The following is a 14,183-nucleotide window of genomic DNA, read 5'->3' on the forward strand; positions in this document are numbered from 1 at the left end:
ATTCCCGCATGGCACTCACCACGATTTCGGTCCGCGGCGCGCGCGAGCATAACCTCAAGGACGTCAGCGTTGATATCCCGCGCGATACGCTGACGGTCATCACCGGCCTGTCGGGTTCGGGCAAGTCCAGCCTCGCCTTCGACACCATCTATGCCGAGGGGCAGCGCCGCTACGTCGAATCGCTGTCGGCCTATGCGCGCCAGTTCCTGGAGCTGATGCAGAAGCCCGACGTGGACCATATCGAGGGGCTGAGCCCCGCGATCTCGATCGAGCAGAAGACGACCAGCCGCAACCCGCGCTCGACCGTGGCGACGGTCACCGAGATCTACGATTACATGCGCCTGCTGTGGGCGCGCGTCGGCGTCCCCTATTCCCCCGCCACCGGCCTGCCGATCGCAGCGCAGACGGTCAGCCAGATGGTCGACCGCGTGATGGCGCTGCCGGAGGGGACGCGCCTCTACCTGCTCGCCCCCGTCGTGCGCGGGCGCAAGGGCGAATATCGCAAGGAACTGGCCGAGTGGCAGAAGGCCGGCTTCACCCGCGTGCGCATCGACGGCGAGGTGTATGAGATCGACGAGGCGCCGGCGCTCGACAAGAAGTACAAGCACGATATCGAGGTGGTGGTCGATCGCCTCGTGGTGCGCGAGGATGTCGCGACCCGCCTCGCCGACAGTTTCGAGACCGCGCTGAAGCTTGCCGACGGCCTGGCCTATATCGACCCGGCCGACCCCGTCGAACCGCGCACCCCCGAAAGCGTCGTGCTCGGCGATCACGCCCCGCCCGGCCGGATCGTCTTTTCCGAAAAGTTCGCCTGCCCGGTCAGCGGCTTCACCATCGCCGAGATCGAGCCGCGGCTGTTCAGCTTCAACGCTCCCCAGGGCGCATGTCCGGCGTGCGACGGGCTGGGCGAGAAGATGATCTTCGACGAGGATCTGGTCGTCCCCAACCACGATCTGTCGATCAAGAAGGGCGCGGTCGTCCCCTGGGCGAAGAGCAACCCGCCCTCGCCCTATTACATGCAGGTGATGGCCAGCCTGGCGCGCGAATTCGGCTTCTCGCTCGACACCCCCTGGGCCGACCTGCCGGGCGAGGTGAAGCTGGTGATCCTCCACGGCACCGGCGGCAAGCCGGTCACGCTGACCTTCGTCGACGGCAAGAAGAGCTACGACGTGAAGAAGCCGTTCGAGGGCGTCATCGGCAACCTCAACCGCCGCCTGCTCCAGACCGAGAGCGCGTGGATGAAGGAGGAGCTGTCCAAATACCAGTCGTCGCAGGCGTGCGAGGTCTGCCACGGCGCGCGCCTCAAGCCCGAGGCGCTGGCGGTCAAGATCGCCGGCGAGGATATCAGCCACGCCACGCGGATGAGCGTGGTCGACGCGCTCGCCTTCTTCACCGACCTGCCCAGCCATCTCGGCGACCAGCAGCGCGCGATCGCCGAGCGCATCCTGAAGGAGATCGTCGAGCGGCTCGGCTTCCTCAACAACGTCGGGCTCGACTATCTGAACCTCGATCGCACCTCGGGCACGCTGTCCGGCGGCGAGAGCCAGCGCATCCGCCTCGCGTCGCAGATCGGCAGCGGGCTGTCCGGCGTCCTCTACGTCCTCGACGAACCGTCGATCGGGCTGCACCAGCGCGACAACGACATGCTGCTCGCCACGCTGCGCCGGCTGCGCGACCTGGGCAACACCGTCATCGTCGTCGAGCATGACGAGGATGCGATCCGCATGGCCGATTACGTGATCGACATGGGGCCGGGCGCGGGCGTCCACGGCGGCAAGGTGGTGGCGCAGGGCACCGTCAAGCAACTCCTCAAGTCGAAGACGTCGATCACCGCCGATTACCTCAACGGCACCCGCGAAGTCCCGCTTCCTGCCAAGCGCCGAAAGGGGTCGGGCAAGAAGCTGACCGTCCACAACGCCACCGCCAACAATCTGACCGGCGTCACCGCGTCGATCCCGCTCGGCACCTTCACCTGCATCACCGGCGTGTCGGGGTCGGGCAAGTCCAGCTTCACGATCGACACGCTCTACGCCGCCGCCGCGCGCCAGCTGAACGGCGCGCGCATCCTGGCGGGCAAGCACGACAGGATCACCGGGCTGCAGCATCTCGACAAGGTCATCGACATCGACCAGTCGCCGATCGGCCGCACCCCGCGGTCGAACCCGGCGACCTACACCGGCGCCTTCACGCAGATCCGCGACTGGTTCGCCGGCCTGCCCGAATCGCAGGCGCGCGGCTACAAGCCCGGCCGCTTCAGCTTCAACGTCAAGGGCGGGCGGTGCGAGGCGTGCCAGGGCGACGGCGTGCTCAAGATCGAGATGCACTTCCTCCCCGACGTCTACGTCACCTGCGACGTGTGCCACGGCGCGCGCTACAATCGCGAGACGCTGGAAGTGAAGTTCAAGGGCCACTCCATCGCCGACGTCCTCGACATGACGGTGGAGGACGCCGCCAGCTTCTTCGCCAACGTGCCGCCGATCCGCGACAAGATGGCGATGCTGGTCGAGGTCGGCCTGGGCTACGTCAAGGTCGGGCAGCAGGCGACCACGCTGTCGGGCGGCGAGGCGCAGCGCGTGAAGCTCGCCAAGGAACTCAGCCGCCGCGCCACCGGCAACACGCTCTACATCCTCGACGAACCGACCACCGGCCTCCATTTCGAGGACGTCCGCAAGCTGCTGGAGGTGCTCCACGCGCTGGTCGAGCAGGGCAACACCGTGGTGGTGATCGAACACAATCTCGACGTCATCAAGACCGCCGACTGGATCATCGACCTGGGGCCGGAAGGCGGCGTGAAGGGCGGGGAGATCGTCGCGGCGGGCGTGCCGGAGGAGGTGGTGAAGGAAGAGCGGAGTTTTACGGGGAAGTATCTGGCGCCGTTGCTAAGCGCGCAACGGAGAACAACGAAATAGCAAGAATCAACACATTGATTTTCATCAAATATTTCACTAAACTCACCTTAGGAGGTGAAGTATGGCTCGAAAAGATGAGACTGAGATTGCCATCGGAGTAATGCGTATTGCAGCAAACCAGCCAAGCGACTTGGCAACGTTCAAAAGATGCCGCGCCGACATGCCCGGGTTCATGAATTTCTCAGCGGAGGATAACGCGCTGTCTGGAACACGCCCCGGTGAGACGATGTGGCATCAACAGGTACGCAACATCAGGTCACATCACGCCGCCGGTGGCAACGCCATCGACCGTGGATGGCTAGTGCATATTCCTCGGATAGGTTATCGTATAACGAGTGCTGGAAAAGCCCAACTAGCATCACTTGGGCTTCATCCATAGCGCTTCTTAAATCCTGGCTCAATCCACCGAATTTCGGTTTTCGCTTGGCAATTCATGTCCCATACGAACCAAGCATAAGCTGTAGTGCCCGTACCTTTTTGGACAGCACCGGCCGGATAAAATGTGATACGCTCGCTGAACACCCATACACGTGATGGCGGAGACGTAGAAAATATTGTTCGTCTGCGGTTAGCACCTTCGAGGAAGGCAAGACGCAAAAGTAAAGCAAATTTCTTATTAGCCTTATCTAGGCAGGATTTTAAGAATCCTTCAGCGGCATTGTATGGAGGATTTGTGATTATGTTGTCAGCATTTCCAGATACCGTCAAAAAATCAATACCGGCTTCTCCATAACCCCGATCATAAAGATCAGAACTTCGAACGGCGCACCCAGTTTTTTCTAGGACTTCTGACATAGCGCCATTCCCGCAGGCAGGTTCCCAAATACTCCCCGTGAAGGTTTCATTTTCGATCAAAGCATGCGTCGCCCATGCGGGCGTGGGGAAAAAGTCTGGCCCGCTCAAATCGGCAAACCGCTTAGTCGCCGGCTTAAAGCCACCGTTCAAATTATAAGTTACGTCCATCAAGAAATTATCGCAGAATCAGCGGCTTATGCAATAGCCGCTAAGTGACTCAAACCCTTTAGAATTCCACACTCGACTATATTTTCGTCACAACCCCACCGCCTTCCGCAGCGCCTCGTTCATCCGCCCCTGCCACCCCGGCCCACCCTCGCGGAACTTCTCGATCACATCGGGATCGAGCCGCAACGTCACCTGCCGCTTCGCCGCCGCGCCCAGCGGCGGACGGCCGGCGCTCCGCCATTTGCCGGGCCGGATGACCTCGCCGCCGACCGCGATCTCCGCCTCGGCGAACATCGCCTCGGTCCATTCGGGCGCATCGTCGGGATCAACCCAGTTGCCGGGCGAACCAGTGTCGTTCTCGCTCATTGCACTTCCTCATCGAGACGATCCGGCGGCGTCCCTCGACGTCCGCCCACACCACCATCACCAATCGGTCATCCAGCAGACCAAACGTCTGAAATCGCGGCTCGGGATAATCGAAGCGATCGTCGGGTCGCGTCATCGTCAGTCCGGCGAACACCCGCCCGGCGTCCGCAAAATCCAGCCCCCGCTCGGCGAGCGTCCTGGCACGCTTGGCGGGATCGAAGCTGATGTCCACCGGCCCAATATGTAACTACGATATTCACGGCGTCAATTGCCTCTGCGTCCCCCCGCCGCGGCAAAGCCGCGTCGTCAGTCGGCGCTATAGCGCCGCTAGCCGGCGTCGCCTCGGCGGGCCTCGGCGGTAGCTGCGCTACCACCTCGGGCGGCGACGCTGTCCTACACCCCCCAACACCCGCCACCCTCCCCCGCACACCACAGGGAGGGCCACCCACATGACCGTCATGACCCCGATGGAGGGCATCACCGCCCCCGCCCGCCGCGCGACCCAGCCCCCGCCCGACCCCGCGCCCGCCCCCGCCGCGCTGCTCCCCGACACCACGCCCTCGCGCCGCGCCGACGGCTGGTCCGCCGCCAACCAGCGCACCTTCCTCGCGGCGATCGCCGAGGGGCATGGCGTCGATGCCGCCTGCGCGCAGGTCGGGCTGTCGGCCACCTCCGCTTATGCCTTCCGCCGCTCGGCGAAGGGCGCGGCCTTCGCGCTCGGGTGGCGCGCGGCGACGCTGGTCGCGCGCGATGTGGTCGCGGACACGCTGATGGTCCGCGCGCTCCATGGCCAGGTCGATACCTATACCCGCGCCGACGGCGTCACCGTCACGCGCCACCGCCATGACAATCGCCTCGCGATGACGCTGCTCGCGCGGCTCGACCGGCAGGTGGAAAGCGCGCCCGACGCCGATGTCCGCGCCGCGCGGCTGGTGGCGCAGGAATTCGACGCCTTCCTCGATCTGGTCGATCGGGACGGCGGGCCGGCGCAGGCCGGGCTGTTCATCGCGCGGCGCAGCGTCGGGCTGGGCGACCTGCTCGACGCCGCGGGGGAGGATACCGCGCCCGCGCACGATCTGGCGCCGCTGTTCGCGCTCGCCGCCGCCGACCGCCTCGTGCGGACCGGCCATGCCACCGCGGACGAGGTGCCGGCCGCCGATCTCGATCCGGCGCAGCGCGCGTCCTGGACCGCGGAGCAATGGGCGCGTGCGGAGGCCGCCGGGCTGCTCCGCCTCGCGCCGCCGGCTCCCCCGGCGCCGTCCCCGACCCCGCCCCCGATCCCGCCAGCGCCTCAACTTTCGCAACATTCGCCCGCCCCGTTCCCGCGCGTGCCCCCGCCCGATCCGGAACCGGTGTGGTGGTGCGACGAAGAGGATGCGTGGCGCACCTCCTTCCCCCCGCCCCCCGGCTTTTTCGGCGAGGAGGAGCACGAGCCGACGCATTTCGAATACGAACGCGCGCTCACCCCGGAGGAGGAGGCGGTGATGGGCCCCGGCCCCGATCATCGCGATGCGCCCGCGATGGCCGTGCTCGCCGCCGCGCGCGATGCCTGGTTCACGAAGCGGGCCGCTCCGGCGCGCGCGGCGTCAGGCGGACCGGAGGATGTCGCGGACGGCGGGGGCGACGGTCCCGCCGCGGTGGCGGGCGGCGGCGGCGGGTGACCGCTGCGTCAGCGTGCCGCCTCGCCGGGCGCGCGCGCGCTGATCGCCAGCGCGTGGATCCGCTCCGCCAGCAAATCGGCGAGCGCGTGGTTGACCATCCGCTGGCGCGCGACGCGGCTCTGCCCCGCGAAGGCGGCGCTTTCCACCGTCACGTGGAAATGGCTCTCCCCCGTGCCGTCGTCGCCCATGTGCCCGCGATGCCGCGCGCTGTCGTTCACCACCTCCAGGTGGGTCGGGGACAAGGCGGCGGTCAGCCGTTCGGCGATCGCCTCCGCGACGGTCGGGGCGGGGGCGGGGGTGGTGGAAGCGTCGGTCATCGCCCCCATATAGCGGTTCTTTTGCGAAAGAAGATGGACGAAGCGTGGCGTTGAACAACGATCGCCCCCACACCCGTTTCCACGGCCGGGTCGAAGGGACCGGCCAGCCGTGTTCGCACCCCGCCTGCGACGCGGCGGGGGAGTTCCGCGCGCCCCCGCTCGAAGGGCCGGGGAATGGCGAAGGCCCGCCGCGCTTCCGCTGGTTCTGCCTCGATCACATCCGCGCGTTCAACGCCGGCTACAATTACTTCGACGGGATGACCGCCGACGAAATCCACCAGGCACAGCGCCCGATGGCCGGGTGGGAGCGCGAGACGCGCGCCTTCGCGCGTGCGGGGGCGGGGGATGCCGGGCCGCGCTGGGCCGATTTCACCGATCCGCTCGACGCGATCGGCGCGCGCTTCCGCCGCGCAGCCGCCGCGCCGGAGCGTGCGGACGGCAAGCCGCTGTCGGGGGAGGACCGCCGCAACCTCGAAGTGCTCGGGCTGGCCGCGGACGCCGATCGCGCCGCGCTGCGCCGCCGCTATTCGGACCTCGTCCGCCGCTACCACCCCGATCGCAACGGCGGCGACCGCCGGCACGAAGCGAAGCTGACCAGGGTGATCGCCGCCTATCAGCAGCTGCGCCGCGCCCCCGCCTTCGCATGACGCGCGGCGGCGGCGGGGGGGCGTCAGATGATGTCGAGCACCAGCCCCAGCCGCCGCGCCTCCTCGGCCTCGATATACCAATTGTCGGGCGCCTTGGCCTTCAGCTGCTCCAGCGTCACCTGCGTGCCGCGCACCAGATCGGCGAACCCTTCCTCCTGGATGCGGATCGAATCCTCGATCTCGTTTAGCTTGGCCTTGAGCAGCGGGGTCAGCGTGTTGAGCGGGCCGTTGAGCGTGATCGTGCTGTTCATCAACCGCTCGTGGATCATCAGCCGCGAATTCTTGGTCAGGAACCGGCGATCGGCGGGAAAGGCCGACATGAACGTCGCCCCCGCGGAATAGACCGCCACCTTGCCCAGGAACAGCGCATCCCGCCCGGTATATTCGCGCAGCAGCCGGATCGAATCGCCCATCGCCCGCGCCATTTCCGGGTCGCCGCCCAATGTGGTGATCGACACCACCAGCGGGCCGTCGGGCGGCGCGGCGGCCAGCTGGTCCTTGAACTGCGCGTACATCGCATCGTCGACGATGCCGTGCAGCTGGATATGCGGAGCCGCGAGCAGCGGATATTGCGAGGCGTGGGTATCGGTGGTCATCCCGCCCCAATCAGCGGCGCGCCCGCTTGTTCCGCGCCACCTCCTCCAGCACCGCCGTCGCCGGGCGCCCGACCGGCGCATCGGCGGGCGGCAGCGCGCGCTCCAGCGTCGCCAGCCAGCGTTGCGCACCCGCCCCGATCGACACCTGCGGATCGGAGGGGGTCAGCTTGGCCCGCCGCTCCCATCCGGCGATCTCGCCCTGCGCCTGCGCCACCGCCGCCGCCAGTGGCACCGGCTGGCGCAGCGCATGGTTGACCAGCGCATCGCCGAAGAACGTCCAGTCGTTGTCCGCCTCGCACCCGAAGCTGCTGCGTTCGGCGGAGGCGGCGGTGACGATCGCGGTCGTGTCCGACGACAGCATCGGCACGAACACCCCCGAATAGCAGGCGCTCAGCAGGATCAGGCGGTTGCGGATGCCCAGGTCCGACAATTCCCGCCACAGATGCGCCGGGCCGATCGCACCGTAACCCTGGTCGCCGTCGTTGTAATAGAGGCCGAACCCGGCACCATGGCTGGTGGTGTAGAGGATCAGCACATCCTCCGCCGGGTTCATCACCTCGGCAACGCGCGCCAGCACCAGGTCGAGCGCGGCGGGGCTGCCCATCGGCAGCGCGGCGCCCCCGCGCCCGTCCGGCCCGGCCAGCACGATCGTGCGCCCTTCCGCGCCATAGCGCCGCGCCAGCACCACCGCGCTCGCCCGCGCCTCCCGCGCGAACACCGGGTCGCTGTCCAGCGCCGCGACCACGACATAGGCATCGATCACCCCGCTGCGTTCGGGCGCGAGCCGGTCGAGCGCGGCGGTCAGCCGGCGATGCTCCGCCAGCCGCCAGCGCGCGGTGCGGTCGCGCTCCACGACGATCCCGGTATCGGCCTGCTGCCGCATCGTCGCATCGTCGCCGTCCAGCGTCGGCGGGGGGAGCGTATGGCGGGGCGGCGGCGCGTCAGCGACCGTGGCGGAGGGGGACGAGGCCCGTGCCCCCACACCCGCCACCGCGATCAGCAGCAGCCCCGCCCGCATCATGTCCGACCACGTCCGCCCCATCCGCGCCCCCGTTCGCGACGATTGGGCACGTGTAGGAGCACGTCGTCAAGTGCGCGTTCCGATCCGCCATCGTCGACAGCGCCGGGCCACCGCGACCGCGCGGCCCCGTCGACGCGGGGCCGCGCGGGCGATCAATAGACGCGCTTCTTCGGCTTGATATACTCGATGTCGTCGGTCAGCGTGTAATCGTGCACCGGGCGATAGTCGATCGACACCGCGCCGCCCTTGCCGCCCCAGCCGTCGAACGTCGCGATCGTGTGCTTCATCCAGTTGGCGTCGTCGCGCTCCGGGAAATCCTCATGCATGTGCGCACCGCGGCTTTCCTTGCGGTTGTCGGCGCTCTTCATCGTCACCACCGCCTGGCCGATCAGATTGTCGAGCTCCAGCGTCTCGACCAGATCCGTGTTCCAGATCAGCGAGCGATCGGCGATGCCGACGTCCTGCATCCCCTGGTAGATGCCGTCGATCTTCGTCACGCCCTCGGCCAGCAGCGCGCTGTCGCGGAACACCGCGCAGTGGCGCTGCATCGTCTTCTGCATCTCGGCGCGCAGCGTAGCGGTCGGGGTGCCGCCCTTGGCGTTGCGGAAATGGTCGAGCCGGCTGAGCGACAGCTCTTCCGATCCCTTGGGCAGCGCATCGTGCGAGGTGTTCGGCTTCAGCGTGTCCTTCAGCCGCAGGCCGGTGGCGCGCCCGAACACGACCAGGTCGATCAGCGAGTTGGAGCCGAGGCGGTTGGCGCCGTGGACCGAAACGCACGCCGCCTCGCCGACCGCGAACAGGCCGGGGACGACCGCATCGGGGTTGCCGTCCTTCAGCCGGACGACCTCGCCGTGGTAGTTACACGGGATGCCGCCCATGTTGTAATGGACCGTCGGCGTCACCGGCAACGGCTGGCGTGTCAGGTCGACGCCCGCGAAGATCTTGCCCGTCTCGGTGATCCCCGGCAGCCGCTCGTGCAGCACCGCGGGGTCGATATGGTCGAGGTGGAGGAAGATGTGGTCCTTGTCCTTGCCGACGCCGCGGCCCTCGCGCATCTCCATCGCCATCGAGCGCGCGACGACGTCGCGGCTGGCCAGGTCCTTGGCGGACGGGGCATAGCGTTCCATGAACCGCTCGCCCTCGGAATTGGTCAGATACCCGCCCTCGCCGCGCGCACCCTCGGTGATGAGCACGCCCGCGCCGTAGATGCCGGTCGGGTGGAACTGCACGAACTCCATGTCCTGCAACGCGATGCCGGCGCGCAGCGCCATGCCGTTGCCGTCGCCGGTGCAGGTGTGCGCCGACGTCGCCGACTGGTACACGCGCCCGCCGCCGCCGGTCGCCAGCACGACGGCATGCGCGCGGAAACGGTGGATCGACCCGTCCTCCATGCACAGCGCGATGACGCCGCGGCACGCGCCGTTCTCCATGATGAGGTCGAGCGCGAAATATTCGACGTAGAAGTCGGCGTCATACTTCAGCGACTGCTGGTACAGCGCATGCAGCATGGCGTGACCGGTGCGGTCGGCGGCGGCGCAGGTGCGCTGCACCGGCGGGCCTTCGCCCATGTTCTGCATGTGCCCGCCGAACGGCCGCTGGTAGATGGTGCCGTTGTCGTTGCGGCTGAACGGCACGCCAGCGTGCTCCAGCTCGTACACCGCGGCCGGCGCCTCGCGCACCATATATTCGATCGCGTCCTGGTCGCCGAGCCAGTCGGAACCCTTGACGGTGTCGAACATGTGCCACGACCAATGGTCCGGCGAGTTGTTGCCCAGCGATGCGGCGATCCCGCCCTGCGCCGCCACGGTATGGCTGCGGGTCGGGAACACCTTGGTGATGCAGGCGGTCTTGAGGCCGCTTTCCGCGATCCCCATCGTGGCGCGCAGGCCCGATCCGCCCGCGCCGACCACCACCGCGTCATAGGTGTGGTCGATGATCTTGTAGGCGTCAGACATTATGCGGCAGCTCCGAACGCGACCTTGAGGATCGAGACGATGGCGATGGCGGCGGCGGCGGCGGTGAACACGTTGAGGAGGATCATCATCACGAAGCGATTCTCCTTGTGCGCATAATCCTCGATCACCACCTGCAGCCCTAGGCGGAAGTGGTAGAACACCGATGCGATCAGCAGCACCATCGGCACCGCCGCCCACATCGAATGCAGCCACAGCCGTACCGTGGTATAGTCATAGGCCGGCAGCCGCGCGATCGACGCCAGCAGCCACACGACCAGCAGGACGTTGGTGCCCGCGGTGATCTTCTGATGCCACCAATGATGCGCACCGGCGTGGGCGCTGCCCAGACCCCGGACGCGGCCGATCTGCGTCGTCATCACTTGATCCCCAGATAGAGCCAGAACGCCGCCGTCAGCAGCACCGACGCGACGAAGGTCAGCGCGGCCAGCGTCCGGTTGGTCTTCAGCTCGAACGCCGCGCCCGTGTCCATCACCAGGTGGCGGATGCCGCTCATCATGTGCTGGAACACCGCCCAGGTCAGCGCGACGCCGACCACCCAGCCGATCGGGTTCAGCCCGCCGTCGGCGTGGGTGAACACGTTCAGGAACGCGGCATAGGCGTCCGGCCCGGCGGCGATCGCCGCCAGCCACCACACCAGCAGCGCGGTGCCCACCGTCGCCATGCCGTCGCCGGTCACGCGATGGAAGATCGACGCGGCCATCGCCGGGCTCCAGCGATAATGAAGCGCGAGCGGGCCGCTGAACAGGTGCGGGCTGCGCGGGCGATCGGGTCTGGTGGCCACCGCTTGGCTCCTCGGAATACGGCGTGAACGATTTGGGCCGGTCTATGCGGCGATGCGGCACGGGATGCAAGCGCCCGGCTTATCGCGGCGCCCGGATCGGCGCGGGCGGCATCCCTAACCCTGCCTTAACCTATCGCGCCGTACATCTCCGATCCTGTCCCCCACACAAGGAAGTGCTTCGTGTCCAAGGATATGCCACCTGTCGGATCGGTCGCCACCGCGCTCGACCTGGACGAGCGGTTCCGCGTCTTCGATGCCGACGGCCGGCTTGCCGACAGCGCGCGCACCGCCTGGGCCCTGCTGGAGCCGCGCGTGCGCGAGATTGCGCGCGCCTATTGGGAACATTGGCAGCATTGCTTCGCGGCCGAATCGTCGTGGAAGGACGCGGGCGACGACCGGATGGTCGATCTGGGATGCGAGTTCCTGCGCAACCGCTTCCTCCACACGCGCGAGCGGCCGTGGGTCAATGCGATCGAGCGCGCGGTCGCGACCGCCTATGCCGCCGGGGTGACGCCGATGGCGCTGCTGTCGATGATCAGCGCCAGCGACCGCATGGCGCTGACCGTGCTGATGGCCGCGGTGCCCGCGGGCGATCCCCAGCTGCTGGAACTGGTCGACACGCTGATGCGGCTGTCCGCGCTGGAGGGCGAGATCACCGTCGAAATCTACAACGGCTATGGCGCGTACAGCGCGCAGGTCGAGCGCGACCGGCTGGCGGCGGAGTTCCGCGACGGCATCGCGCTGACCGTGGAGGATACCACGCGCGAGGGACTGCAGCTGCGCTCCCAGGCGTCGTGCGCGTCCTCCTCGGCGCGCGGGATGCTGGGCAAGACCAGCGAGGTCGCCGCCGCGGCGGAACAGTCGGCGGTCGCGATGCGCGACGCCGCCTCCACCGCCGCCGGGCTGATCCGCGCGATCGAGGATGCCCGCGCCGAGGTGGAGATCGCCGCCGAGATCGCCACCCGCGCCGCCGGCCAGGCGGGCGATGCGGTGACGGTGTCGGGCGCGCTGAGCGATCATGCCAAGTCGATCGAATCGATCCTGGGGCTGATCCGCGATATCGCCGGGCAAACCAATCTGCTGGCGCTCAATGCCACGATCGAGGCGGCGCGCGCGGGCGATGCCGGCCGCGGCTTCGCCGTCGTCGCGCAGGAGGTCAAGAGCCTCGCCAACCAGACCGCGCGCGCCACCGACGATATCGCCGCGAAGATCGCCGCGATCCAGGCCGCCACCCGCGTCACCGTCGATACCAGCGCTTCGATCCGCACCACCGTGGCCGAGGTGCAGGAAAGCGCCACGCGCATCCGCCACGCGATGGAGGCGCAGGCGCATACCGTCACCGCGATCACCGCCGCGGTCGACGAAACCGCGCTGGCCGCCGATTCGATGTCGCACACCATCGCCACGATCCGCCACGACACCGAAACCGTCGCGACCCAGATCGACCAGCTGGGCGCCGGCTTCGACACGCTGGCAGGGCGCCTGGGCGCGCTCGAGGGGCGGGCGTCGGTCTATGCCGGGAAGGTCGCGGCATGACGGCGGCGGCGCGCGGCGGGAAAGGCCGATGAGCGATCCGGCGGTCTATTTCGACACGCGCCCGCTCGCCGAGCGCGCGATCGGCTTCGACTGGGACGGCGCCGTGCCGGCGGCGTGCCGCGATATCGTCGCGATCCTCGATGCGGCGGACGGCTGGCAGGCGGTGTCGCAGGCGTTCTGGGATCATTTCCGCGCACAGCCGACGCTCCCGCGCGAGGCGCTCGGCAACACGCCCGAGGAGATCGCCGCCGAGCAGGTGCGCACGATCGAATTCGTCCGCATCCGCTACGAAGAGCCGTGCAGCGAACGCTGGAAGGCCAAGCTGATCCACTATGTCGAGATGTCGCAGCGTGCGCATATCCCGCTCACCGCCTTCCTGGCGTCGATGTCGCGCGCGCATGCGCAGATCCTCTCGCTGATCGCCGACGCGCCGGGGATGGACGTGGCGCGGCTGCTCCGGCTCGCCGATGTCGTGCAGCGGCTGGCCCTGTTCGAGGGCGACGCGATGGCGCGCCAGCTGGCGATGCAGGCCGATCACCATGCCCGCGCCAGCCGCGAACAGCGCGGCGGCGCGTTCCGCACGTCGATCTTCACCGGCATCGACGCGATCGCCAGACAGGGGCTGGACGTGCGCGGACAGGTCGAACAGGCCTCCGCCTGCACCGCCGACATGCTGGAGAAGACCAGCGAGGTCGCCGCCGCCGCCGAACAGTCCGCGCTGGCGATGCGCGACGCGGCCTCCACCGCCGCCGGGCTGATCTGCGCGATCGAGGACGTGCGCACCAGCATGGATGCGTGCAACCGCACGCTGGCGGATGCTACCGTCCAGGCCGAAGGCGCGGTGACCGCGACCGCGGCGCTGAGCGATCATGCCAAGTCGATCGAATCGATCCTGGGGCTGATCCGCGATATCGCCGGGCAGACCAACCTGCTGGCGCTCAACGCCACGATCGAGGCGGCGCGCGCGGGCGACGCCGGCCGCGGCTTCGCCGTCGTCGCGCAGGAGGTCAAGAGTCTCGCCAACCAGACCGCGCGCGCCACCGACGATATCGCCGCGAAGATCGCCGCGATCCAGGCCGCCACCCACACCACCGTCGATGCCAGCGCCTCGATCAAGCGCACCGTCGCCGACGTGCAGGGATCGGCCAGCCACGTCAGCGAGGCGATGCGCCTTCAGTCGCAGACCGTCACCGCGATCACCGCGGCGGTCGACGAAACCGCGCTGGCCGCCGATTCCATGTCGCACACCATCGCCGCGATCCGCGAGGAGACGCAGGCGGTCGCCAACCAGATGGCGTCGGTCGGGGTCACGTTCGCCACGATCGGCGACCGGTTCCAGGACCTGCGCACCACCGCCAGCGAGTTTTCGGCAAGCGTGGCCTAATCGCGCCGGCGGCGTTATGCCGCCGG

14 protein-coding genes are annotated in these 14,183 nt (G+C 68.1%); 5 read left to right on the plus strand and 9 right to left on the minus strand.

Features of this window, described 5'->3' with window-relative positions; translation table 11 throughout:
* Positions 1-8 precede the first annotated feature (8 nt).
* On the plus strand, positions 9-2,909 hold the full coding sequence (gene uvrA / locus COA17_RS07780) for an excinuclease ABC subunit UvrA (protein WP_096611411.1): 2,901 nt from the start codon (positions 9-11) through the stop codon (positions 2,907-2,909).
* A gap of 369 nt (positions 2,910-3,278) precedes the next feature.
* On the opposite strand, the gene COA17_RS07785 is transcribed toward uvrA, so the two are convergent.
* The 3 genes from COA17_RS07785 to COA17_RS07795 form a co-directional block, all read right to left on the minus strand.
* Positions 3,279-3,872: a hypothetical protein gene (locus COA17_RS07785; RefSeq protein ID WP_096611413.1), complete on the minus strand. Its 594-nt coding sequence runs from the start codon at positions 3,870-3,872 to the stop codon at positions 3,279-3,281.
* Between the two features lie 87 nt (positions 3,873-3,959).
* Entirely contained in the window at positions 3,960-4,238 is a 279-nt protein-coding gene (locus COA17_RS07790) for a BrnA antitoxin family protein (protein WP_096611415.1), read from the minus strand.
* The gene (locus COA17_RS07795; RefSeq protein WP_096611417.1) at positions 4,198-4,470 is read right to left on the minus strand and encodes a BrnT family toxin; all 273 of its coding nucleotides are present in this window, start codon (positions 4,468-4,470) and stop codon (positions 4,198-4,200) included. Before COA17_RS07795 ends, COA17_RS07790 begins: the two co-directional genes overlap by 41 nt.
* 217 nt (positions 4,471-4,687) lie before the next feature.
* Between COA17_RS07795 and COA17_RS07800 the strand changes: the two genes are divergently transcribed.
* Positions 4,688-5,899 (plus strand): hypothetical protein, encoded by a 1,212-nt coding sequence (locus tag COA17_RS07800; protein ID WP_141397050.1) that lies wholly within the window; start codon positions 4,688-4,690, stop codon positions 5,897-5,899.
* Positions 5,900-5,907: 8 nt separating this feature from the next.
* Here the strand turns inward: COA17_RS07800 and COA17_RS07805 are convergent, their stop codons facing one another.
* Entirely contained in the window at positions 5,908-6,216 is a 309-nt protein-coding gene (locus COA17_RS07805; RefSeq protein ID WP_096611686.1) for a BolA family protein, read from the minus strand.
* Positions 6,217-6,266: 50 nt separating this feature from the next.
* Here COA17_RS07805 and COA17_RS07810 point away from each other — a divergent pair, with 50 nt between their 5' ends.
* On the plus strand, positions 6,267-6,863 hold the full coding sequence (locus COA17_RS07810; protein WP_420542555.1) for a DnaJ domain-containing protein: 597 nt from the start codon (positions 6,267-6,269) through the stop codon (positions 6,861-6,863).
* Positions 6,864-6,886: 23 nt separating this feature from the next.
* On the opposite strand, the gene COA17_RS07815 is transcribed toward COA17_RS07810, so the two are convergent.
* From COA17_RS07815 to sdhC, 5 genes are all read right to left on the minus strand, one after another.
* Positions 6,887-7,459 carry an ATP-dependent Clp protease proteolytic subunit gene (locus COA17_RS07815; RefSeq protein ID WP_066488068.1) on the minus strand — a complete coding sequence of 191 codons (573 nt, stop codon included), beginning with the start codon at positions 7,457-7,459 and terminating at the stop codon, positions 6,887-6,889.
* A gap of 10 nt (positions 7,460-7,469) precedes the next feature.
* On the minus strand, positions 7,470-8,501 hold the full coding sequence (locus tag COA17_RS07820) for a C13 family peptidase (protein WP_231738760.1): 1,032 nt from the start codon (positions 8,499-8,501) through the stop codon (positions 7,470-7,472).
* 131 nt (positions 8,502-8,632) lie between these two features.
* Positions 8,633-10,435, minus strand: coding sequence for a succinate dehydrogenase flavoprotein subunit (gene sdhA, locus COA17_RS07825; protein ID WP_096611423.1), 1,803 nt, complete (start codon positions 10,433-10,435; stop codon positions 8,633-8,635).
* Positions 10,435-10,812 (minus strand): succinate dehydrogenase, hydrophobic membrane anchor protein, encoded by a 378-nt coding sequence (gene sdhD, locus COA17_RS07830; protein WP_066488073.1) that lies wholly within the window; start codon positions 10,810-10,812, stop codon positions 10,435-10,437. Before sdhD ends, sdhA begins: the two co-directional genes overlap by 1 nt.
* Positions 10,812-11,237, minus strand: coding sequence for a succinate dehydrogenase, cytochrome b556 subunit (gene sdhC / locus COA17_RS07835; protein WP_096611425.1), 426 nt, complete (start codon positions 11,235-11,237; stop codon positions 10,812-10,814). The genes sdhD and sdhC overlap by 1 nt, the downstream gene beginning before the upstream one ends.
* A gap of 192 nt (positions 11,238-11,429) precedes the next feature.
* Between sdhC and COA17_RS07840 the strand changes: the two genes are divergently transcribed.
* Both COA17_RS07840 and COA17_RS20050 read left to right on the plus strand, forming a co-directional pair.
* Positions 11,430-12,773 carry a methyl-accepting chemotaxis protein gene (locus COA17_RS07840; RefSeq protein WP_096611427.1) on the plus strand — a complete coding sequence of 448 codons (1,344 nt, stop codon included), beginning with the start codon at positions 11,430-11,432 and terminating at the stop codon, positions 12,771-12,773.
* Between the two features lie 28 nt (positions 12,774-12,801).
* Positions 12,802-14,157 (plus strand): methyl-accepting chemotaxis protein, encoded by a 1,356-nt coding sequence (locus COA17_RS20050; protein ID WP_096611429.1) that lies wholly within the window; start codon positions 12,802-12,804, stop codon positions 14,155-14,157.
* The last annotated feature ends 26 nt before the right edge of the window (positions 14,158-14,183 follow it).

Source organism: Sphingomonas ginsenosidimutans (assembly GCF_002374835.1).
Classification (GTDB): domain Bacteria; phylum Pseudomonadota; class Alphaproteobacteria; order Sphingomonadales; family Sphingomonadaceae; genus Sphingomonas; species Sphingomonas ginsenosidimutans.